The 23,419-nt window shown below is 36.7% G+C and carries 16 protein-coding genes and 2 pseudogenes; 10 read left to right on the forward strand and 8 right to left on the reverse strand.

Translation table 11 applies throughout. The annotated features are described in order from the left end of the window. Positions 1-156: 156 nt before the first annotated feature. The 8 genes and pseudogenes from ACFINH_RS00545 to ACFINH_RS00585 form a co-directional block, all read right to left on the reverse strand. Positions 157-621 carry a toxin-activating lysine-acyltransferase gene (locus ACFINH_RS00545; RefSeq protein WP_375631612.1) on the reverse strand — a complete coding sequence of 155 codons (465 nt, stop codon included), beginning with the start codon at positions 619-621 and terminating at the stop codon, positions 157-159. Between the two features lie 6 nt (positions 622-627). Further along, the gene (locus tag ACFINH_RS00550; protein ID WP_375631801.1) at positions 628-1,548 is read right to left on the reverse strand and encodes an HlyD family type I secretion periplasmic adaptor subunit; all 921 of its coding nucleotides are present in this window, start codon (positions 1,546-1,548) and stop codon (positions 628-630) included. Positions 1,549-1,746: 198 nt separating this feature from the next. Next, positions 1,747-4,539, reverse strand: a pseudogene (locus ACFINH_RS10445) (autotransporter outer membrane beta-barrel domain-containing protein). Positions 4,540-6,527: 1,988 nt separating this feature from the next. Continuing rightward, positions 6,528-6,929: pseudogene (locus ACFINH_RS00565) on the reverse strand (DUF1499 domain-containing protein); the annotation flags it as partial. A 1,338-nt stretch (positions 6,930-8,267) separates the two neighbouring features. Further along, positions 8,268-9,053 (reverse strand): DUF1499 domain-containing protein, encoded by a 786-nt coding sequence (locus ACFINH_RS00570; RefSeq protein ID WP_375631618.1) that lies wholly within the window; start codon positions 9,051-9,053, stop codon positions 8,268-8,270. Between the two features lie 532 nt (positions 9,054-9,585). Next, complete coding sequence (locus ACFINH_RS00575) at positions 9,586-10,125, reverse strand: hypothetical protein (protein WP_375631620.1); 540 nt, start codon at positions 10,123-10,125, stop codon at positions 9,586-9,588. Beyond that, the gene (locus ACFINH_RS00580) at positions 10,118-10,714 is read right to left on the reverse strand and encodes a DUF1214 domain-containing protein (RefSeq protein WP_375631622.1); all 597 of its coding nucleotides are present in this window, start codon (positions 10,712-10,714) and stop codon (positions 10,118-10,120) included. Before ACFINH_RS00580 ends, ACFINH_RS00575 begins: the two co-directional genes overlap by 8 nt. Before the next feature lie 17 nt (positions 10,715-10,731). After that, a complete protein-coding gene (locus tag ACFINH_RS00585; protein WP_375631624.1) occupies positions 10,732-12,882 on the reverse strand; it encodes a transglycosylase domain-containing protein in 2,151 nt (716 codons plus the stop codon). Between the two features lie 372 nt (positions 12,883-13,254). Here ACFINH_RS00585 and ACFINH_RS00590 point away from each other — a divergent pair, with 372 nt between their 5' ends. From ACFINH_RS00590 to ACFINH_RS00635, 10 genes are all read left to right on the forward strand, one after another. Then, positions 13,255-13,464, forward strand: a complete 210-nt coding sequence (locus ACFINH_RS00590) for a hypothetical protein (RefSeq protein ID WP_375631803.1) — start codon at positions 13,255-13,257, stop codon at positions 13,462-13,464. A 21-nt stretch (positions 13,465-13,485) separates the two neighbouring features. After that, on the forward strand, positions 13,486-14,151 hold the full coding sequence (locus ACFINH_RS00595) for a response regulator transcription factor (RefSeq protein WP_375631805.1): 666 nt from the start codon (positions 13,486-13,488) through the stop codon (positions 14,149-14,151). After that, positions 14,151-15,569, forward strand: coding sequence for an ATP-binding protein (locus ACFINH_RS00600; RefSeq protein WP_375611158.1), 1,419 nt, complete (start codon positions 14,151-14,153; stop codon positions 15,567-15,569). The genes ACFINH_RS00595 and ACFINH_RS00600 overlap by 1 nt, the downstream gene beginning before the upstream one ends. A 234-nt stretch (positions 15,570-15,803) precedes the next feature. Then, a complete protein-coding gene (locus ACFINH_RS00605; protein ID WP_375612997.1) occupies positions 15,804-16,574 on the forward strand; it encodes a tetratricopeptide repeat protein in 771 nt (256 codons plus the stop codon). 72 nt (positions 16,575-16,646) lie between these two features. Then, positions 16,647-17,126, forward strand: coding sequence for a cytochrome c maturation protein CcmE (gene ccmE, locus ACFINH_RS00610; protein WP_375611160.1), 480 nt, complete (start codon positions 16,647-16,649; stop codon positions 17,124-17,126). Positions 17,127-17,133: 7 nt separating this feature from the next. Beyond that, the gene (locus ACFINH_RS00615; RefSeq protein ID WP_375612996.1) at positions 17,134-19,113 is read left to right on the forward strand and encodes a heme lyase CcmF/NrfE family subunit; all 1,980 of its coding nucleotides are present in this window, start codon (positions 17,134-17,136) and stop codon (positions 19,111-19,113) included. A gap of 1 nt (position 19,114) precedes the next feature. After that, positions 19,115-19,525 carry a cytochrome c-type biogenesis protein CcmH gene (locus tag ACFINH_RS00620; RefSeq protein ID WP_375611162.1) on the forward strand — a complete coding sequence of 137 codons (411 nt, stop codon included), beginning with the start codon at positions 19,115-19,117 and terminating at the stop codon, positions 19,523-19,525. 216 nt (positions 19,526-19,741) lie between these two features. Continuing rightward, on the forward strand, positions 19,742-21,253 hold the full coding sequence (locus ACFINH_RS00625) for a Do family serine endopeptidase (RefSeq protein WP_375611163.1): 1,512 nt from the start codon (positions 19,742-19,744) through the stop codon (positions 21,251-21,253). A gap of 72 nt (positions 21,254-21,325) precedes the next feature. Next, positions 21,326-22,012, forward strand: a complete 687-nt coding sequence (locus ACFINH_RS00630) for a response regulator transcription factor (RefSeq protein WP_273791552.1) — start codon at positions 21,326-21,328, stop codon at positions 22,010-22,012. Further along, complete coding sequence (locus ACFINH_RS00635) at positions 22,009-23,391, forward strand: sensor histidine kinase (RefSeq protein WP_375631626.1); 1,383 nt, start codon at positions 22,009-22,011, stop codon at positions 23,389-23,391. The genes ACFINH_RS00630 and ACFINH_RS00635 overlap by 4 nt, the downstream gene beginning before the upstream one ends. Positions 23,392-23,419 lie beyond the last annotated feature (28 nt).

Genomic DNA, 23,419 nt, shown 5'->3' on the forward strand with positions numbered 1-23,419 from the left:
AAGTTTTGTAAGCTGAAAAATACCCATTTGTAGCGGGTTAGCTCTAAATATGGTAAGGTTTTCTTTTACTATAGCTATCGCTTAAAGAGCTCTTTTAAAAGATTCTTTTCTACAAGACGAGGGGGAAATGATTTATGCGCACTTGCTTTAGAAAAACTATTTGACTGGATTTTTTGCTCTATAGCAACACCAGCGGGTGATTTTCCGTATTCCACCATCTTCATTACGCCGAACAGCGTAGCAATAATGCTGATTAGGAAACACATGTCGCTGCATGTCACGTACCATACCAGCAGCATGTCCATAGGGTGCCACACAATCAATAAACCACATATATTCTCCGCCTTGCCAATCCGCATCGGACAAAAGCTCTCCCTTATCAAGCATAGATTGATGATTTTTTTCATCTAAAAAAGCCCAAGTGATAAAGGCACAAAATTCTCCACGTTCATTTTTATAGAGCTTGTATTGCCTAGTCTGTAAAGCTGGTCCTAAATTTCGTTCGATATCCCAGATTCGCCAGCGGCGGTATAAGGAAGATGTAAGCATTAAAACAACCATAGCTCCTAACGCTGTAAGAGGGTCTATGAATGATGATGAAGGATTTTTATGCACACACATTAATCTTTATCTTTCCTTTAGAGATTGTTCTAAAATTTTGGTGATAGGCTCAAAGAAATAAGAAATGAGACGCCGTTTTGAGGTAATGACATCCGTTGTCACAGTCATGCCAGGGATAAATTTAAGTTGTTTGTTATTCAAAGTGATATGATCTTGGTCAATTTTGATTAAAACAGCGTAGACACCATTAATTTCTTTATTATAGCGCGCTGTAGCGCCTACATTAACGACTGTACCGTGGATAACACCGAAACGTTCAGGCGGAAAGGCAGAAAACTTGATGTAAGCACGTTGGCCCTTTTCTAAAAAACCAATATCTCGATTATCAAAAAATGCTTCAATAATGAGACCACCCGAACCAGGGACAATACGCATGAGCGTTTTACCAGCTTCTACAAAGCCGCCCAAAGTATGGATACTTAAATCATCGATACGTCCATCAACAGGTGCATAAAGTGATAAGTGGTCAAGATGGTATTGAGTGCTATCAAGCTTTGCTTTTAATCCTTGAAGATTCAGTTCTGTTTCACGCGAAAGTTGCCGATAGCGGGCAATTTCATCGGAAATGAGACTTTTCCGTTGTTGGCGGAGGGTGTTTATTTCGGCGGCATTTTCTTCCAAACGTCTTTGATTGGTTAAAATTTCATGCTCGACATTTTTAAAATCATGTAAACGCTCTAAATAAACGGCTTGGCTAATGACTTTTGTTTCCATCAGGCTTTTTGCAGCTTTTAATTTTCCTTGGCTTAATTGACGATCATCTTCCAACCTATCTAATTGCGCATGTTGTGTTGCACCGCTGCGCTCGACGCGGTCCGCTTGTGCTTTTAGCGCTCTTAATTTATCTTGGAGAGATTGAAGGGTAGCGCTAATAAGTATTTCTCCTTCTATTCTTGCAGTCTGATTGCCAGAAGGAGGAACTGGCAGATAAGCTAGTCATTTGGTCACAAAATCTTTATCCAAAGGATTGCTTTCAGCAAGAAGTGTTGTAGGTATGTTATAAAGAAAAGAATAACCGGTATTCCACGGTAGGTTTGTGCAAATCAAAAAGGCCACACAGTATGGAGTTGTCCAGCCTTTTTATGCAAGCAAATGGGAAAATAACGCTCACTTTACAGCATTTTCTTAGAACTGATAACGTATTCCACTAGAAAAGCTCGCTCCTGTTATACCCGTTTTTTGTAGCTTTTGTTGGTAACTAACATCACCATGAAGTACGATATTGTGGGAGAGTTGTGCATTGATGCCCAAACCGCCTTCAATGGCAGTTCCGGCAGGATCAAGGTCAAATTCCTTACCAATCTGTATTTTCCCATCATCACTAAAGGTTTTAAGAAAGTTCACTTTTCCATAAAAAGAAAAGGGATAATCACTTTCGGCAGAAACAGTTTTAGTTAAACGTCCGCCAATCCGAACCAACCATTGGGAAGGATTTTTCATATCAATTTCTAGATTATCAGCATCTTTCATGGTGTCAAACGACAATTGTTGATAAACAATTTGTGCTTGTGGCTCAAACTCTATCCCTGCCATTCCTGTAGCAAATTCTTTTCCAATGGTAACCAAAGCGCTCAAGGTTTTGGCACCCTTCAAGTTTGCGGCATTCTTGATATCAGCCGTAGTGATATTTCCATCGATCATGCCATAGGAAGTTAGGACATCGACATATAAGCCATTGTTGTGTTGTATACTGCCATAAGCTGTAACCGCCCATTTATTGAGTGTGCTTTTGTCTGCACCCTCCATATCCTTAGGTGTGAAAGAGAGTTTCCCATAGGTTCCCATAAGTCCAAAATGCATGGTGATATTTTGGCTTTCCATTGCAGCTAATGCACCACCTGCTTGTACGGCAGCATAGCGAATATCAGCGCCATAGCCATATTTGAAGGGACCACGCTCAGAGGTTAAGGTAGCATTGCTACCATAGGGTGAAAAGAAGAAAGAATAATTTTGTGTTGTACGGATATCAGCTAACAATTTGCTTTGCTTAGTAATGTCGGTAAAACCAGCGTAGAAGAGAGCGTTAGGCATCACGATATAGCTTGCCACTTGCGGTACGACAGCTTCCACATGTGGACCAGGGACAGAGCCACCGGAACCGCTACCGCCACCGGAGTCAAGAAATGCTTTATGCAAGCGAAAATCCCAGAAGTTTTCATTTTTTTCATCAAAGAGGTTTTGCTCAATATTGGCTGTGCCATGGCGTGATTCTGGTCCATAAGCAGTTAGTGTGTATTTATAAGGCAAACCATCTCTTGTGATATAACCATTGGCTAATTTGAAGGAGTCTTCCATCGCTTTTCCAGAGACTTGGATAAGGGAAATACCGCCTGTATTCGAGGGGGCCGCAGCATTTTCTACACTGTTTTTATCCCCTACATCACTCTTGATATAAACTGTTGTTGTACCTGATGCATCGCCATGAATGAGAACGCGATCGGTTTTTTGATCATCTACAGCAACCCCATCGTTCCATGCCATGTTAAAGTGGATTTCTGCGTTTCCAGAAGCGTTATAGATCTCTGGAGTATCTTTTTTACCAGAACCGATATGTAATGTGTGATAATGGTTTTCTACTGGCTTTTCAAAAACAATTTTGCTGTCATTGAGGTTGAGTGCAGAAACATCAGAACGTGATTTTTGAGTGATATCAAGTAACTTGCCCGCATCATCTTTTTCTTTTGTGCTGGTGTTCACAAATCATGTTGTATTGTTTTTGAGATCAAAGCTTGTTTGTCCATTTTCGTCATTTCTTACACCACCTTGTAAGACAGAACGGTCTGCGGAGAGTGAAAAGATTTGATTAGGTTTTGGTGTATCATGGATTATCCCTATGAATAACCTATCGGCTCTGATTTCTGAATCTTTGAGGTTGAGTTTACCATTTGATGAATTGTTGGCAACAATACCCGTTCCATCTTTGATGAGAAGGTTTGTATTGGTCAGGTTTATTTCTAAAGTTTGATCGTTTTTTGAGTTATCAAAGCGTATCCCATTGCGCTGTGCTTTTGCAGAAATATCTGTGACATCAATATGTCCGCCATCTTTTACGACAAATGCTGCTCCTTTTGCACTTACACTCCCTCCCGTCATTGTGATTTTGGCTTCTTCACCATCTACATGGAGTCCGTAATTTTTAGATGTTACTGTGACATTATCATTTAAAGTAATTGTGCTACCTTGCAGAGTTTGTACTTCTCCACCAAAGGAACCTCCGCCCATTACTGTTATTTGGGAATTATCATTAGCCAAGAGAGCTTTTTCTGCATTCTTAACGGTTACATTATTTAAAGAAACCATGCTTCCTTTGTCAGCACTTATTCCTTTCTCCATAAGAAAGCCATCTTTACCGCTTGATATTTTCACATCTTTCAGCGTGTTTTCTTTGCTTGTGGTTTCAAGGAATAATGCACCTACTGCTTCACCTCTTGTGACCTCAATAGATCCTCCTGTCATCTTGATTGTCGCATTATCACTTTGGGCTTTAACACCGATCTTAGCATTTTTAATTGTTGTGTTTCCATTCAATTCAATGGTGTTGGAACCTCTTGCAAATGCGCCGAATTTTGTTCCTTTTCCATTTGCTGTGAGAGCAACGTCTTTAACATTAATATATCCACCAGCTTTTGTATATAATACACTATTGCTACCGGTAACAGTTCCCCCTGTCATAAAAATTTTTGATTGCTCACCAATTGCATGGAGGCCATCACCCTCAGATGATGTGATTTTAGCCTCATTGTCCAAAGTAATGGTACTACCACTTTGAGCATTGATTGCATCTTCTTTTGCCTCAAAAGATCCACTAGAAACCATTACTTGAGATTTGTTATCTGCATAGATGCTGCGTTTTGCTTTTGTGACGGTTACATTATTTAAAGTAATTATGCCTTTTATAGCGGAGATTCCTTTCTCCATAAGAAAGCCATCTTTTCCACTTGATATTTTCACATCTTTCAGCGTGTTTTTTTTGCTTGCGGTGTCAAGGAATAATGCACCTACTGCTTCGCCTTTTGTGACCTCAATAGATCCTCCTGTCATCTTGATTGTCGCATTATCACTTTGGGCTTTAACACCGATCTTAGCATTTTTAATTGTTGTGTTTCCATTCAATTCAATGGTGTTGGAACCTCTTGCAAATGCGCCGAATTTTGTTCCTTTTCCATTTGCTGTGAGAGCAACGTCTTTAACATTAATATATCCACCAGCTTTTGTATATAATACACTATTGCTACCGGTAACAGTTCCCCCTGTCATAAAAATTTTTGATTGCTCACCAATTGCATGGAGGCCATCACCCTCAGATGATGTGATTTTAGCCTCATTGTCCAAAGTAATGGTACTACCACTTTGAGCATTGATTGCATCTTCTTTTGCCTCAAAAGATCCACTAGAAACCATTACTTGAGATTTGTTATCTGCATAGATGCTGCGTTTTGCTTTTGTGACGGTTACATTATTTAAAGTAATTATGCCTTTTATAGCGGAGATTCCTTTCTCCATAAGAAAGCCATCTTTTCCACTTGATATTTTCACATCTTTCAGCGTGTTTTTTTTGCTTGCGGTGTCAAGGAATAATGCACCTACTGCTTCGCCTTCTGTGATTTCAATAGATCCTCCTGTCATTTGAATGACACCATTGTCGTTTGTTTCAAGTCCAATAACAGTCTCTTTAATGGTTGCATTATTATGCAAATCAATCATGCTGTTAGGACCAGTGGATTTTGCGCCTGTTCCTTTGTTATATGCGGTGAGAGTGATATCGGCGACATCAATATATCCGCCATTTTCTGTCAACAGAGCACTTTTTTTCCCCTTTACAGTTCCTCCAGTCATTGTGATTTTAGATTGTTCACCATCTGCATGGAGTCCATCATTTTTAGATGTTACTGTGACATTATCGTTTAAAGTAATGGTACTGCATTGTTTAGCTTGTACCTCACCGCCAAAGGAACTGACAGATATTATCACATGTGCATCAGAAGATGCTGCTACGGATAAATCTGCTTCATTAACGGTTACATTTTTTAAAGTAATTATGCCTTTTCTAGCGGAGATTCCTTTGCTCATCGAAGTGTTGTCTTTACCGCTTGATAATTTCACGTTTTCCAATATCGTTGTGCCACTGTCATCAGTGTCTGATATAACGCCATAATCGGCTGCAATAACACCTCCTATCATCTTAAATGTACTACCATGCCATATTCCAACACCACTATGCAGCTGAGTATCGTTTGCACTTTTAATGGTTGTATCCCATAACTCAATTGAAGATTGGGTTCTAAGGACTACAGCATCCAAATCGTTGTTTATTGGATGACCTCCGGTCAGTGTTAAGTTTTTACCGATGACTTTTCCACCATTTGTTGTTTGAATATATTCATAAGTCTTGTTTGATACGTTTTTTACTTCTCCTTTATCAACTTCAAGAGATTCAGCATGTACGTTGAGATTTTTGCCAAAAAGCATAATTGCTGCGATAGCTGTACAGGAGAGTAAAGATTTTTTAGACATAGCTGTTCCTCCCTTATAAGCTCCGCATGTTCTCCCCGCTTAGAAGTAAGAAAAATAAACAATTTAAATTTTAATTACAATACTTACCTATTAGTTAATTTGTTATTATTTGTCAAATATTATAAATTTACTTTTTAATAAAATAAATCATTTTTATTGTTTAATACATAGTATATTAATAGTTAATATATATTAATACTTAAAATATTTTAAATAAAAACATCAAATGAGAGACAAAACAATATTTTTGTTATGAAATAAGTTAGGATTGAGATATTTTCGTTTAAAAGCTTTGTCCTGAAAGAGTAAAAGCACTTTCAGTAATAAGTAATAATAGTGCAAACAAATGACAGGTTGGTAGGGATTTTTCTGTTGGAAGTAAGTACAAGTTTCTACTCATCATCTTGAGAAAGAGGAAGTGACGAGATTTCTGTATCAAGCGCATCCATAAAATCGATAATAAAAACAGCATTAGTCCCCAAATCTCTTGGCGAATAACGAGAAGCAGAACGCATATCAACAAAAGTTGTATCCCCTTCACCAGTTAAACGAATAACAATATCTGAAATAAAGCCAAGGTAAAAAGTTTTTGCCATTGTTTCAATATAAAGCGCATCTTCTTCACCTTTAAACTTTTTTTGAGCCACAACTGGCCAATCATACGCAGCTAAAACATTGAGAACGGATTCGCGAATACGGTCAGGTGATCCATCATAACGGCGCCCCGATATTTCTGGCCATTGTGACATCTGTAATGTTGTTTGTTCAGTCAAAACACTTTTGAGCGGTAAAGCAATGCACAAGCTTGTAGGCATAATTATGTGTCTACAAACTTGACAGGAAGGTTTAGGTGCATAATTTTACAAAATTATATATTTAATTTGGATTTTTTTTATGAATGAGATTATTAGTATTATTGTAGAATTATTATTTTCTATAGGTGCTTTATTTATATTTTTCTATACATTGTTTTCATATTATAAATCTAAAGGTTATAGTAAAAAAGAAATTTGGAAAAAAATTTTGTTAAGAATATTTTTGTTCGTTATATTATTTTCTATAACATTTTTTATTTATATACGTTATTTCTATGAACAATGATTATTCATTATTAATTTATAATTATATATTAATTTGTAAATTTTATTTTTTATGAGTGATATTATTCGTATTATTGCAGAATTATTATCTTCTACATGTGCTTTCTTTATATTTTTCTATGCAATGTTTTTACGGTATAAATTTAAAGGTTATAGTAACAAAGAAATTGTGAAAAAAATGTTGTTAAGCACATTTTTGTTCATTATATTTGTTATATTACTTTCTATAACAGTTTTTATTTGTATACGTTATTTATATGAAAAATGATTATTTATTATCTTTATATAATAATGTTTTTGATATTTTATTTTCAATATTTGTTTTTATATTTTTATTAAGTTATAGATAAAGTGATGACAGTTGGAAAAATAGTATAAAGGAAGCAATTAAGACATTTAGTGGGTTATTTTTGGCGTTTTGTTTTATTTATGTTGCGTTTAAATATATTATATATTAGTATTTATATTTAAGTTATGTTTGATAAAAAATTATTTTCATTTAAATAAGTTTCTATTATTTGTAATAATATATATTTTTTTTATTATTATGAAATTTCTTTATAAAATTGAAATAATCATTTATTGTAAAATACAGATGAATTTATGTGTATTTTATTGTTAATTTTTTCTGTAACTATATTATATATGCATCATATTTTATGATAAATGTATTTCATCTTTCTTGATGAGGGTGTATTTTTCTATTTTCATTGGAAAAATGCGCCTGTAAGAAATGCTTAATTTCCTTATTAGAGAAGTCTTCTTTCCTACTTTTATGATGAGATTTCTGAGCATAAAAAATATATGTAAAATCAATTATAGTATTTAAGTTTAGAATTTGAATTCAAATATTTTATCTATATGTCACGCGCTAAAAAGAGGCTATAAGTTGCTTTTGGGTGTTTAAAGAACTTGTCAGTAATGCTTATGGCCGTCGAGAGACGATAAATGTTTTGTGCGTTTCTGCACGTCTCAAAATTTATTTTTGAAATAAGCTAATTTAGTAAATGTAACTTACTATACTTCTAACCTCTACTCATTATCTTCAGAAAGAGGAAGTGAGGCGATTTCTGTATCAAGTGCATCCATAAAATCGATAATAAAAGCAGCATTTGTCCCCAAATCTCTTGGTAAATAACGAGAAGCAGAACGCATATCAACAAAAGTTGTATCCCCTTCATCAGTTAAACGAATAACAATATCTGAAATAAAGCCAAGGTAAAAAGTTTTTGCCATTGTTTCAATATACAATTCATTCTCTTCACCTTTAAACTTTCTTTGAGCCACAACAGGCCAATCATAGGCTGCTAAAACATTGAGAACGGATTCGCGAATACGATCAGGTGAGCCATCATAACGGCGCCCCGATATTTCTGGCCATTGTGACATCTGTAATGTTGCTTGTTCAGTCAAAACAATTTTGAGCGGTAAAGCATCGCTGGGACGTATTGTGCGAAAAAAAGCTGGCGGGCTTTGTGTGTCGGTAGAAATATCGTAAAGATCCGGTAAGGTAAACCAAAGTCCAAAAAATAACATCAATGGTGTAGCAGTTATGAGTGAATAAATGATTCCTTTTAAAGCTTTCATTCCTCCTAGGGCTCCATAGACCCATAAGCTGTAAAGTGCTTTTACAGCAAGAAAAAGAGAAATAATCACACAGCCAGTAGAGATACCTATCAAAATTATGAAATCAGTTACGTTAATGACGGAAAAACGTTGTAAAATGAATGAAAATAATAAAACAAAGAACGACAATCCACCAAATCGAGGGGACCATACTGCTGCTCTTGAAATGAACCGAACATATCTCTTCTTCATGAAGTTTTTCCCCTCAATTGTAAACTATAAGCCAAGTTTTTTCAGAGTGCATATCTTACAAAAAGCTTATGCTCATAAAACAAAAATAAAGCACTTATTTTTGAGGTCAAGGATGCATAATGTCTTATAAGTTTCCAGCGGTTATTTTAGCACTTCATTGAAGGTAATCAGTATTTCTTCTATAGTTTATCATGTTATTGATGCGAACTTTATGGGAATGTTTGTAAATAAAAAGAAGTAAACTCAAATAACAAGTTTTACGGTTGTTAGCGGCATATTTTTCTAGAACTTTACTCTTGATTTTCTCTTCTGATTGCTGGGAGTTTTTTCTGTCAGATAATGCGTAATCAAATAGGATATGATGATGTGCAATAGAGATTTCATTCTATCTCAATAAAAAATTTAGGGATCTACAATCAGATAAATCTGAATTCGAATATTTGATTAATAGAGAAAAAAGATAACCATTTTGATAGGCTTCATGTATTTTATAGAAAGGAAGGTGTTGTACAAATGAGAGTTTAGTCCGTTTTTATTCATAAAATATGCGGCAGGTTGCAGATGAAAGAAAAGCTTCACTTTCTTTTTTCGCAAGGGAAGAAGGGACAAAAGTACGTAAAATAACAAACCCTTCATTCAAATTTTTAGCAACCAAAACTGAATTGGTATTTTTTTTAGGTTTTGATTTTTTGAGTTCTATGATTTGTATTGGTTTTCCAATGATAAGATCGAGTGTCGCATCAGGGGCTGTTCGGTCATTAAGGCTATAGAAAATAATTCCGTTGTGTGTGTAGGCTGCTAGTGACCAAAATTGTCGTGTTTTCAAAGCTTTTAAATGAATAGGCCCATTTTCAAGATTAAATCTGCAGACTCTAAGAAGAAAGAGTGGATCAGCAGATTGTTGAATAGGATTATCGGGAGTAAAAGCAACAAATTGATAAGAGGCTCCGGATTTTTTAAGTGCTGTCCATATATTATCTTGTGCCCAATAGGGGATCAGAAAGAGAACGCAAATATGAACGATAATAGCGCCAATGATTGCAAGAAGTGCGATATAAATGAATCTAGTCACAATTTATTTGTCCTGATGGGATTTGTTCTATTGATGGCATTGTAAGCTTTTGTAATGCCGTTGCAGAGATGATTGAGGTATCGTATAAGGTAAGAATAAGCCCGAATTCTTTTTGACTAACTGTTGCAAGCCAATTGCCGGCTTGCGGTGTGGGTGAAATATTGATGCGCAATGAGCCATCATGCTCATAGATAATATTGTCAGTGTGGAGTTCAAAAGGTATTTCTTTGGATGAAGTATAAGGTTTTAGGGATTTGTCAGCTGTATAAAGGGTAAAAAGACGGGTTTCAGGGATGGTGCCTTTGAGTAAATAATGACAGTGATGATGAAGTGGACGCCCTTGGTTATCTTGCCAAATCTGGAATTGAATACCTTCAGTTCGTCCGAGTGAAACAATGCCTTGTTTAGCGGTGCGGGCGCGGGTATAAGGATCCATATTGGCTGTTCCCATTTGTGGATAAGCACTCCATTTTCCAATTCTAAAGAGTCCAAAATGAGGAAAGGAATTGAGCACATAATCGACACTCAGTGTTCCACATAAAATGGAAAAAGCGAAGATAAAAAAGAAAATGGTGATATTAAAAAACATCAGTGAATATCTTGAATTCAAAATGTTGAATCTCCAGTTGTTTTCATTTTCAAAGAAATTACAGATGTTTTTTTCAGATCTTTGTTAATCAATCGCACAATATTCAATGTTTCAGGAGAAAGCGTAGAGGGTATTGGAGGAGGAACTTCAGAATCTGCATGGGAAGAAAGTACTGGGGGCTGATAAGGAAGGAGAGAATCTTTAACACCATAGAGCTGTTTGAGCATGATATTTTGATGTGCAGCAAGCATGATGCGATGCCATATCATGGCAGGAACGCCACCCCCAAAAGCACGATTCATCGGTGAAAAGTTATCATTTCCCATCCATACCGCTCCTGTATAATTGCCTGTAAAGCCAACAAACCAAGCATCACGATAAGATTGTGATGTTCCAGTTTTCCCAGCGACGAGAGTCATGGGTAGAGCAGCACGCTTACCAGATCCTCGTGTCGTGACACCCACCATCATTTGGTTCATATAAGCTGTTGATTGTTCACTCAGAACTCGGTGTAGTTTTTTTCCGTTATGTTCGAAATCCCACACGACACGACCATCAATTGTTTTGATTTGCGTAAACCCATGACGATTACCAGCTATCCCGCCATTCGCAAAGACATTAAAGCCAGTTGCTTGATCCATGGGGGTCATGTTGGAAGTGCCCAGAACCATCGTTTTGTGTGATAAAATATGCGCGTTAATCCCCATATTCTTGATGAGATCTATGATAGGTTGGGTATCGCGGTGAAGATATTGATAGGTGAGATACACAGGGACTGTATTAATAGAAAAAGCTAAAGCTGTTGCTAAATCAATTTTCCCCAAATAACGGCCAGAATTATTTTTTGGTGTCCAACCTCCCCAATTGATAGGAGCATCTAAAACGATTGTCGAGGGAGACAGTCCGTGTTCCAGTGCGGTTGCGTAAACATAAGGTTTGAATGAAGAACCAGTTTGCCGTCCGCCTTGTGTTGCTCTGTTAAATTGGCTCTTTTTATAATCTTGTCCTCCAACAATTGCGCATACGGCACCGTTATTATCGAGTATAACAGTGGAAGCTTGTGTTACGCGATATTGTTGACCATACTGATGTAAATGATATGCAATTGATTCTTCTGCTGCTTTTTGAATATTCGGATCAAGGGTCGTTTGAATAATTAAACTATGGCTTGGAAGTTGATTACGCATTTTTTTGACTTCCTCGAATGCCCAATCAAGAAAATAATCTGGCTGATTATTTTCTCTTTGGGGAAGTGCCTTAGCAGGGTGGCGATGCGCATTGATAATTTGGCTCTTCGTCATAAAGCCACTATTAACAAGATTAGAAAGGACGATATTGGCACGTGTTTGAGCTGCAAAGAGATGACTATGAGGAGCATATTTTGTTGGAGCTTTAAAGAGTCCTGCTAACATAGCAGATTCACTTAAAGAGACATGACGTATGTTTTTTCCAAAATAAAATTTTGCCGCTGCGGCAATACCAAAATTGTTTCCTCCCATATAGGCTCGGTCAAGATAGAGTTGCAAAATCTGTTTTTTGCTAAAATTTGCTTCTAGCCAAAGAGCAAGATAAGCTTCTTTAATTTTACGTGTTATGGTTCTTTCGTTTGTTAAAAATAAATTTTTAGCCAATTGTTGTGTGAGAGTTGAACCACCTTGAACCACACCTTTAGCTTGCATATTTTGTGAAATTGCCCGTGTAAGTCCTTGAAAATCAATGCCCCAATGATCAAAAAAACGACGGTCTTCTGTAGCGAGAACCGCTTTAATGACAGTGTCAGGCATTTCTTCAACGGGGACAGAGATTGCCGGCAGTGCACCACGGTGCCCAATGGAATTTCCATAGCGATCTAGAAAAAGAATGGAAAAGTTTTTAGGAGAAGACCAATCTGTTTTGGTCAGTTCAAAAACAGAAATGCCCAAAATAGTGAAAAGAGTAAATCCCAACAACCCTAATGTCAGTATTTCATCGAGAACTTCAACGATAAAACGTTTCCATCCTTGAAGATGAAAATTTTGTGAGACGATTTTTGCCTTTTTCCAGAAAAAACTGTTAGCAGAACGAATGTGATAAAGCGCTGTGTCTAATCGTGCGTCTAATTCAATGAGAGCAGGACTATGAAATGGCTTACGGTGTTGCCCTTTCTTTTTTTTAAAAAAATCAAACATTTAAAGAGAGCCTATGGCAAAGCAATACAACCAAACAAATCTACAATAATTATATGGAGTAGAAGTATTTTTTTTCTATAGTTCTAACAGAGAAAGAATTTGTTTTAGAATTATGCATTTTTTGTAAGATAGTATATTAATATTTTATTATTTTATTGAATAAATTTTATTCTCATTATTAAAAATATTTTTTTGATTTTTTAAAAATTTGGAGTAATGTTAATATGTTCTTCTGTAAGATAGAGGATAAATTGTTTTCATTTGTGATTTTTTAATCGACTAAAAAAAACCATTATTTCTTTTATCCTTTATCAAGGAAGAGAAGAGATGGGTTATTGAAATATTTATGATGAAAAAAAAATCTTGTTCGTAATAATAGCAGCTTTTTTAGGAGCAGATTCTGTTCTAGCTTCTGGGTGTGCTGAAGTAGGTAAGAAGGCTGCCGCACAAGAGAGCGGGGTTCTCGTCCGTTCAAAACCGGTTGTTCAGGATGGAAAGAACATGTGTGCAATTGTGGTTGTTGTACCAGCCCGTAATGGTGAAAAGTTACGTCGTGTTGAATTTTTTGTTCCTGCTGATTAGTTTTTGGCAGATGGTGTTGTGATGCGTATCTTAATCGTTGAAGATGATCGGAATCTTCACCATCAATTAGCAGAAGCTGTAAGACGTGCAGGATATGTTTCCGATAGTGCTTTCGATGGTGAAGAGGCTTATTTTTTAGGGAGCACAGAGTCTTACGACGCGGTGATACTTGATATAGGTTTACCGCAGATTGATGGTATTAGTGTTGTTGAAAAGTGGCGTCAAGAAGGGCTCTCCATGCCTGTTTTAATGCTAACGGCGCGAGACCGTTGGTCTGATAAGGTGCAAGGTATTGATGCTGGAGCTGACGATTATGTTGTGAAGCCATTTCATTTGGAGGAAGTGATGGCGCGCTTGCGAGCATTAATTCGTCGCACTACGGGACATGCGACAAGTGCATTATGTTGCGGAAATGTTTTGTTGGATACAAAGACGTCTCGTGTTTTTGTAGATGGTCAATTGATTAAACTAACATCTTATGAATTCAGACTGCTTTCGTATCTCATGCATCATTGTGACAGGGTCATTTCAAGAACAGAGCTTACAGAACATCTTTATGATCAGGATTTTGATAAGGACTCGAATACGGTGGAAGTCTTTGTAGGTCGGTTACGGAAAAAGCTTGGAGTGAATTTGATTGAAACTATTCGAGGAATGGGATATCGCGTGAGAACGCGAGGTGATTAATGAATGTTTTTGAAGAGAATAATTGGTATAGGAGGTTCTTTTTTGTAATTACTCGATCTCTCAGTTTACGTGTTATGATCTTATCAACATTATGGGTTGTTATTTCTCTTTTATCGATTTCTGCAGTAAGTATTTTATTTTATAAGCGTTCGACTGAACAAAGCCTAGAGCGTATCCTTTCTGCTCAACTCTACAGTCTTATTGCAACAGTGACGGTGTCATCGGAAGGTACTTTGATAGGAGGGGCTGGGATTGATGATATTCGTTATTCTGATCCAACAACAGGATGGTATTGGGAAGTTGTTGCGATATCCCATAATTTAAAAGGAAGATTGACATCCCCCTCATTGGGAACAGGCGAGATATTTACACCAAGTGATGTTGATATACCTTTTGACAATAAATTCTTTCGCTCTTATCGGATAACGGGGAACAATGGTCAAAAGCTACAAGTGATTGAGAGTGATGTTGTTCTTGATAATAAAAATCATATTGCACGTTTTCGGCTTGTTGGGAATATCGATGAAGCTCATGCCCAGGTAAAGGAATTTAAGCGAACTTTGCAAATTTTTCTTTGGAGTTTCGGTATCGGGAGTGTTCTTATTAATATTGCTATTATTTTCTTTAGTTTTCAACCGTTGAAGCTTATTCGACGTGCATTGAATGATATTCGCGAAGGAAGAGTTCATTATGTGAATACGGATTTAGTAAGCGAAGTGATGCCGCTTGTACAAGAGATGAATGCTCTCATTAATAATAATCAGCGTATTATCGAGCGATTTCGCACACAGGTTGGTAATCTCGCGCATTCATTGAAGACGCCTCTATCCGTGATTATGAATGAGACAGATAAGATGCGCGGAGAAAAGGCTAGTTTGTTGAGAGAGCAAACGCAAATAATGCAAGCTCAAATCAATCATTATCTTCAGCGTGCGCGGATTGCAGCACAATGCGATAGTGTTGTCTATCATACGTCTGTTCGCAGTGTGCTTGAACGCTTGGTACGGGTTATGAAAAAGCTTAATCCTGAAAAACAAATTCAATTTATTATGGATGTTGATGATATTGTTTTTTCTGGAGAGAAGGAAGATTTAGAAGAAATTATAGGGAATTTGATTGAAAATGCTACTCAGTGGTCTCGCGCAAAGGTTTTGATCTCTTGTTGTTTAGAAGAAAATGCTGAAGAAACAGAATATTTTAGTATCTTTGTAGAAGATGATGGTCCTGGTTTAACAGAAGACAAAATTGATGAAGCATTAAAAAGAGGGCGGCGGTTTAATGAAAGTAAACTAGGGTCAGGCTTAGGGTTAGCAATTGTTTCAGATATGGTCAGTGAATATGGTGGCAATCTCTTTTTATCACGTTCTGATTTGGGTGGGTTGTATGCAAAAGTTTTATTACCTAAGATGGGAGAATAACATATTTTCTCCTTAAGCAAGAAATGTCTATAAAGTTTGTAAAGCAGTATTTTCAGATAATACATCAAAGAGTAGGGAAACATTGTTTTTAGTTTCTTTGTTTAATTGATATATATAATAGATTTTATAATATTCTCCATGAAAAAATGAATTTTTATTAATTCACATCACTTTTCTCATGAAGAGGATAAAATGTAAGCGAGTTATTCTCTGTTCGTATTGGAAAAAAACGATATGCTCTTATTGATTTTTGCAGCATTTTTTCTGATTTTTCTGGCAAGTGTTCTTTTTCTTTCACTACGTTTTGACGATGAGATAAAAAAAGAATGGAAAGTTCAAACCGTGGGTGGTTATAGAAGCCATAAGCGTATGATTGAGTTTAACAAGCTTTATATGCATTATAAAAAAAGAAATATTCTTAAGGCTTTAAGTATCTTGTTTGTTCTCCTTATGACATGGAATATTTATGGGCTGACAGGCAATCCAGAAGTGAAAAGTTATTTTTTTAGCGAATTAATGGATAAGGATCCTCAAACTCTTAGTAAGCAAGAAAAGCTTATTCGTTTACAAGTGCTTTTTTTCCGTGCACCTCATGATGGCAAGCTAGCAGATGCGTTAGCGGTAGGGTATCTCGAAGAAAGCCTTTTTCAAGAAGCAGTGAATACTTATTTAGATGCACTTCGTTTGAATGGAGAAACAGCTCCAAGGCTTGTAGGATACGGTTTAGCATTGGTTGGTTATGAAGGGGGAGTGATAACGCAAGAAGCGCAAAATGCTTTTCAAAAAGCAGCAGATTTAGCGCCAACAGATTTTTATCCACGTTTATTGTTGGCTGATGCATTGCATCAAGCAGGAAAAACTGCGCAGGCAGTGCAATTTTTACAAAGCTTTCTTGACACAATGCCTGAAAATTTTTCAGGACAATCACGTGTTAAAAAAATGATAATTCAGTTACGTGATTTATCGAGTGAGCATACAAAGAAAAGAAATCTTGCACCTATGTAGAAGATGTGCAAAGCTTTTAAAAAATAAAATATTGATACTTAATTATAACGTAAATTTTTTCGCAGAGTGTCTATGAACAGTCAATCTTTAAAGAATTCTGCCTCATGGAAGGTTATTTTAGAGCAGCGAAAAAAAAAGCGCTTACTGATCATATTATTATGTTGTTTGGTTATGACAATTGCAGCAAGTCTCATAGTGTATGCAATGCGTCATGCGGTCAGTTTTTTTAGAATGCCCTCTGAAATTACAAGAGAAGATATTTTAACGGAGCGCCCTTTGCGTTTGGGTGGCTTTGTTGAAAAGGGAACTGTTCAATATGTTGGAGAGAGAGGCGTTGTTTTTTTTGTAACGGATAACAAAAAACATGAAAAAGTAGTTTTCAATGGTGCCTTACCGGATCTTTTTCGTGAAGGTCAGGGGGTGATCGTAGAAGGGCATTTCGATAAACAGGGCTTTTTTATAGGGATGCGTATTTTAGCAAAACATGATGAAACTTATATGCCTAAAGAAACAGCTGATCGTTTGAAAAAACATTACATTATGGAGAAATAATTCGATTGTGCTTGTCGAACTGGGTCATATTTTTTTAGCTGCAGCATTTTCAGTAAGCTTATTAGGGGCATTTTTACCTGCTTTAGGTTTTTGGTGGAGAGAGCGTTTGTTAATGCAAACAGTTGTTCCTCTAACATATATCACTTTTACATTACTGCTTTTATCTTTTTTAGTGATAATTTATGCTTATGTCGTATCTGATTTTTCTGTTTTGAACGTTGTTGAGAATTCTCATTCAGAAAAACCGATGCTCTATAAAATTACAGGTGTTTGGGGCAACCACGAAGGCTCTATGTTGTTATGGGTTTTAAGTCTTGCTTTTTTTAGCGCATTGATGGCTTTTTTTAGCCAACATTTGCCAGAAGATTTTAAGACGCTTGTTTTAATTTGCCAAAGTTGGATTACAACTGCTTTTCTTTTATTTATTCTTTTTGTATCCAATCCATTTTTACGCGTGAATCCACCAGCATTGCAGGGAAATGGTCTCAATCCTCTTTTACAAGATATCGCATTAGCAATTCATCCACCGCTACTTTATTTAGGTTATGTCGGTTTTTCACTTTGTTTTTCTTTTGCCGTTGCGGCATTGATTATGGGACATGTTGATAGAATTTGGGCGCGTGGGATTCGTCCGTGGCTTTTACTTTCTTGGTGTTTTTTGACATTGGGTATTATGGTTGGCTCTTATTGGGCTTATTATGAGCTAGGATGGGGGGGGTATTGGTTTTGGGATCCTGTTGAAAATGTTTCGTTTATGCCGTGGCTTTCAGGAACGGCTCTTTTACATTCTGCTCTTGTTCTCGAAAAACGAGAAATATTGAAAAGTTGGACTCTGTTTTTAGCGCTTCTTACTTTTTCCCTTTCTCTGATGGGAACTTTTCTTGTGCGTTCTGGGCTTTTAGTTTCTGTTCATAGTTTTGCTGTTGATCCAGCACGCGGGCAAGCAATTCTTGCTCTTTTATTTTTTTTTACGGGAGCTGCTTTTCTTCTTTTTGCTTTGCGTACCCCTATTTTAAAAACAGAAAGATTTTTTCAACCAATTTCACGTGAAGGGTTTATTGTTTTAAATAACTTGTTACTGACAACAATAACAGCAACAGTATTGATTGGTACGCTTTATCCTTATTTTATTGAGATATTAACAGGGCAAAAAATTTCTGTAGGGGCTGCTTTTTTTAACCTTACCTGTGGACCGCTAATGGTTTTGCTGTTGTTGTTTGTTCCGTTTGGGACAATGATGGCATGGAAACGCGGTGATTTTCTTGCAGTTTTTGAACGGTTGTGGTTTGTTTTTGTATTGGTTGGTATCGTCTGTTTTATAATATTTTATGCGACATCTGTGCGTGATATTTTTGCAGTTTTAGGGATTGGGCTTTCAGCGTTTGTTTTTTTAGGCAGTTTAGCGGATCTATGGGGAAAGAGTGGATATGGTAAGAGAGCTTTTTCAGTACGCGTTAAGAGATTTCTTGGATTGCCATGGTCTACTTTTGGTGCAGCAATAGCACATATGGGATTAGGCGTTACATTATTTGGTATTGTTTGCGTGGCAAGTTTTGGGCAAGAACGTATTTTAATCATGAACGTAGGGGATAGGGTGACGATAGCGGATAAAACGCTTCATTTTGATGCAGTGTATGATGGTGTTGGTTCGAATTATTCGACAATGGAGTTTTATTTTAAAATATATGAAAATAAAAACATTGTAGGTAATGTAACAGCCTCAAAGCGATTTTATTCAAGCCAAAATACATCAACAACAGAAGTTGGTCTTAAAAATCATGGCTTATCACAGCTATATATTGTACCGGGACATATTGATAATCGGGGTCTCGTTGTGCACGTATGGTGGAAGCCTTATGTAATATGTATTTGGTTAGGGGCATTCATGATGGCTATGGGGGGATGTCTTTCTCTTCTGGGGTATTGGTTTCGCATTGGCATGTACAATAGGGTAGTGATTGCTTTAAATTTTTGGAAAAGACATTGAGATGAAAAAAATTCTTTGGATTGTATTTTTTTTAATTGCAACATTTCCTTTTCGATTAGCAATAGCAGTAGAGCCGGATGAGATTTTAAAGGATAAGATTCTTGAAGCGCGAGCACGCCATATTTCATCGCATTTACGTTGTCCGGTTTGTCAAAATCAATCAATTGATGATTCAGATGCTGCTTTAGCACGTGATTTACGGCTTTTAATTCGGGAAAGGCTAAAAATGGGCTATAGTAATCAGCAAGTCACTGACTTTCTTGTTGAGCGATATGGTGAATTTATTCTCTTGAAACCACCATTGAATAAGATAACTTGGTTTTTATGGTTCTCGCCTTTGATCATTATTATCATTGGCGTAAGTATCATATTTTTCCACTTCAAACGGAATAATCATGCGTTATGTGAATGAAAAAGAACAGTCAAAAATGTCATTGCATTAAAAAAATGTTACATAAAAGAAAAAATCAGATCATCTGCAATGAGCAGACAATCTTATTGTAATTATATTAGGGAATACTGAAACCTTACAAAACTTTAATAATTTAGACAGAAAATGGTAAGGTCTGGTATTTTATAAGTGATCGGAATTGAAATAAAGGTATGATTGAATAGGAGCATAGAATAAATGGTTAAAAAGGCTTTCTTTAAAACATTTGTCGCAGTGAGTTTTTCTGCGATATTGGAAAGTGCACTGTTTTTTAGTGGATGTACATCAAGCTTGTGGATGACAAAGGCTCATGCAAGTTCTGTATTTACTTCGTTAATGCAACAACAGGGATTTGCCGATATTGTTGCTCAAGTGAAACCAGCCGTTGTAGCAGTACAAGTAAAGAGCAATAAAAAGAAAGAAGATAGGTTCTTTAGCAACTTTTTTAGTGGTCCAGGACTTGATCAATTACCAGATCAGCATCCTTTAAAAAGATTTTTTAAAGAGTTTTATGATTTTGATAAACCTAAAAATAAATTTCCGCACCAATCGCAGAGACTCCGTCCTGTTGCTTTTGGATCGGGTTTTTTTATTTCGTCTGATGGTTACATTGTGACCAATGATCATGTGATTTCTGACGGAACAAGTTATACTGTTGTTCTTGATGATGGTACAGAATTGAACGCAAAGCTCATTGGGAAAGACCCCAAAACCGACCTTGCCGTATTAAAAGTGAATGATAAAAGAAAATTTTCTTATGTTGATTTTGGTGATGATTCAAAGCTTCGTGTTGGGGATTGGGTTGTTGCCATTGGGAATCCATTTGGTCTTGGTGGAACTGTGACAGCAGGTATTGTTTCTGCACGTGGACGTGATATTGGCACTGGTGTGTACGATGATTTTATTCAGATTGATGCTGCTGTTAATAGAGGAAACTCTGGTGGTCCAACGTTTGATCTTAATGGAAAGGTTGTTGGGGTTAATACAGCAATTTTTTCTCCTTCTGGAGGAAATGTTGGGATTGCTTTTGCTATTCCAGCAGCGACTGTAAAACAGGTTGTACAACAACTTATTGAAAAAGGTTCAGTTCAACGTGGTTGGTTAGGTGTTCAGATTCAGCCGGTAACAAAGGAGATTTCCGATTCAATAGGATTGAAAGAAGCCAAAGGTGCTTTGGTTACTGATCCGTTAAAAGGACCGGCAGAAAAGGCTGGTATTAAAGCGGGTGATGTAATTATTTCAGTGAATAATGAAAAAGTTGCTGATGCGCGTGAGCTGGCGAAACGTATTGCAAATATTAAACCAGGAGAAATGGTAACCATAGGGATTTGGAGATCAGGTAAGGAGGAGAGTATAAAGGTTAAACTCGCTTCAATGTCTGAAGATGAAAGTAAGAAAGAGACTTCAAAATATTCAAATGGACAGAGTGATTTAGATGAAACATTGGAAGATTATGGTTTGATTGTTATGCCTTCTGATGATGGTGTAGGGGTTGTCGTAACGGATGTCGATACCGATTCAGATGCTGCAGATAAAGGGATACGCCCTGGTGATATCATTGTGACAGTAAATAATAAACCAGTTAAACGAGTCTCTGATATTATTAACACAATCAAAAATGCTCAGCAGTTAGGACGAAAGGCTATACTCTTACAAGTGCGAACAAATGATCAAAATCGTTTTGTTGCTCTTCCAATTTTCAAAAAATAAAGCTTTAGTTGTAGGACAAATATTTATTAAACATTTGTCCTACAACATAATAAAATAATGGAGATACGTTTTATGAAGATACTCGTTATTGAAGATGATCATGAGACGGGGCATTATCTCGAAAAAGCATTTTTGGAAGTAGGGCATTCTGTTGATGTTGCTTATGATGGAGATACGGGATACGCTTTAGCAACCACGGAAAATTATGACGTTATGGTTGTTGACCGAATGCTTTTGCATCGTGATGGTCTTTCTATTATTGCTGAATTGCGCGCTAAAGGCAATGAAACACCGGTTCTTATTCTGTCTGCTTTAGGGCAAGTTAATGATCGTGTAACGGGGCTGCGTGCAGGGGGAGATGATTATTTGACAAAGCCTTATGCTTTTTCTGAACTTCTTGCGCGTGTTGAAGTTTTACAACGGCGGAAAAATCCTAAAGAAGCAGAAACTGTTTACTGTGTAGGTAATCTTGAGCTTGATCGGTTAGCACATACGGTAAAACGAGGTGATAGAAACATTCTATTGCAACCACGAGAGTTTCGTTTACTTGAATATTTGATGCGTTATGCGGGGCAGGTTGTTACACGCACTATGCTTTTGGAAAACGTTTGGAATTACCATTTTGATCCACAAACGAATGTCATTGATGTCCATATCTCTCGTTTGAGAGCCAAAATTGAAAAAGATTTTGATGTTCCCCTTCTCCATACAGTGCGTGGAGCTGGATATATGCTGAAAGTACCAGATAACAAAGCATGAATCGTTTGATTAATATAATGCGCACGACGGCGCTAAGGCTTTCAGCACTTTACATTTTATTGTTTGGATTGGTGGCAACAGGACTTTCTATTTATATGACGGCATTTTCTGCTTCATTGTTAACAGAGCAAACTGAACAGGCTTTACATGAAGAATTAAAGTATATTGAAAATGCTTATAATTATGGGGGATTATCCTTATTAATGCGCACTATTGATTATCGTTCAAGACAACCAGGAGCATTTCTTTATCTTGTTACAGATTCTATGGGGCGTATTTTAGCAGGAAATGTAGCACGTATTGAATTAGGTCTTTTGAATCAGAGTGGTTTTATTTCTACCTCTTTTTTGTATTCCCGTTTTGGAGAACATGGCAAAACAAGTGAACATCGCGCTTTGGCGGTTATTGTTGATTTACCTAATGCTATGAAGATTCTTATAGGACGTGATTTGGATGAGCCAGAACGTTTTGCTGTTGTTATTCGCAAAGCTGTGATCATTGCACTTGCTGCAATGGTTGGAGGCGCTTTACTCATATGGTTTTTTGTTGGCAGGAGAGCTTTACAAAGGATTGATCATGTAACGGCTGCATCACAGCGCTTGATGGATGGTGATTTCAGTGGGCGTTTACCTGTTTCTGGAGTAGGGGATGAGTTTGATCGATTGTCAACCAATCTTAATGTTATGTTAGACCGCATTGAAGAGTTAAATATTGGTTTACGTCAAGTATCAGATAATATTGCTCATGATCTGAAAACGCCGTTAACGCGTCTTAGAAATCGCGCTGAAGAAGCGCTTTCAGAAAATAAGACAAAGCTTGAATATCGTCAGGTCCTTGATAGGGTTATTGCAGAATCAGATCAACTTATTTGTACGTTCAATGCGATTTTAATGATTTCACGTATTGAGGCCAGCAGTGCAATTGAACATCTTGAAATGATGAATATGAAACTGATTATTGAGGATGCTGTTGAGCTTTACGAACCTTTTGCTGAAGAGTCAGGTGTTTTACTTCAGTTGGGAGATATATTTGATAAAGAGCTAAAATTGAATCGTGAGCTTGTTGCACAATCAATTTTTAATCTTATAGATAATGCAATTAAATATGCGCCTAAAGGTGGAAGGCAAGCGAAGGTTTGCTTATCAATGGAATATCGTGATGAACATTTATTAGTTGTTGTGAGCGATAATGGACCAGGAATAGCAGAGGATAAACGTGAAAAAGTGACAGAACGATTTGTTCGTCTTGAAGAAAGCCGCACACAACCTGGGTTTGGGATTGGTTTAAGTATAGCAAAAGCGGTTATGAAGCTTCACGGGGGTGAATTGTTACTTGAAAATGCAAATCCAGGGCTTAGGGCTGTTTTGTTATTTCCTTAAAGATATTTTTCTTCACTTTCATACGTAA

Source organism: Bartonella sp. AA74HLJMH, from assembly GCF_042197045.1.
In the GTDB taxonomy this organism is placed as follows: Bacteria; Pseudomonadota; Alphaproteobacteria; order Rhizobiales; family Rhizobiaceae; genus Bartonella.

Excerpts from the sequence above, each read along its gene's own strand:
- ACFINH_RS00545 (WP_375631612.1), bottom strand. The coding sequence starts at position 621 with ATGTGTGTGCATAAAAATCCTTCATCATCATTCATAGACCCTCTTACA.
- ACFINH_RS00570 (WP_375631618.1), bottom strand. The coding sequence starts at position 9,053 with ATGAAGAAGAGATATGTTCGGTTCATTTCAAGAGCAGCAGTATGGTCC.
- ACFINH_RS00580 (WP_375631622.1), bottom strand. The coding sequence starts at position 10,714 with ATGTTTTTTAATATCACCATTTTCTTTTTTATCTTCGCTTTTTCCATT.
- ACFINH_RS00585 (WP_375631624.1), bottom strand. The coding sequence starts at position 12,882 with ATGTTTGATTTTTTTAAAAAAAAGAAAGGGCAACACCGTAAGCCATTT.
- ACFINH_RS00595 (WP_375631805.1), top strand. The coding sequence starts at position 13,486 with ATGCGTATCTTAATCGTTGAAGATGATCGGAATCTTCACCATCAATTA.
- ACFINH_RS00600 (WP_375611158.1), top strand. The coding sequence starts at position 14,151 with ATGAATGTTTTTGAAGAGAATAATTGGTATAGGAGGTTCTTTTTTGTA.
- ACFINH_RS00605 (WP_375612997.1), top strand. The coding sequence starts at position 15,804 with ATGCTCTTATTGATTTTTGCAGCATTTTTTCTGATTTTTCTGGCAAGT.
- ccmE (WP_375611160.1), top strand. The coding sequence starts at position 16,647 with ATGAACAGTCAATCTTTAAAGAATTCTGCCTCATGGAAGGTTATTTTA.
- ACFINH_RS00620 (WP_375611162.1), top strand. The coding sequence starts at position 19,115 with ATGAAAAAAATTCTTTGGATTGTATTTTTTTTAATTGCAACATTTCCT.
- ACFINH_RS00625 (WP_375611163.1), top strand. The coding sequence starts at position 19,742 with ATGGTTAAAAAGGCTTTCTTTAAAACATTTGTCGCAGTGAGTTTTTCT.
- ACFINH_RS00630 (WP_273791552.1), top strand. The coding sequence starts at position 21,326 with ATGAAGATACTCGTTATTGAAGATGATCATGAGACGGGGCATTATCTC.
- ACFINH_RS00635 (WP_375631626.1), top strand. The coding sequence starts at position 22,009 with ATGAATCGTTTGATTAATATAATGCGCACGACGGCGCTAAGGCTTTCA.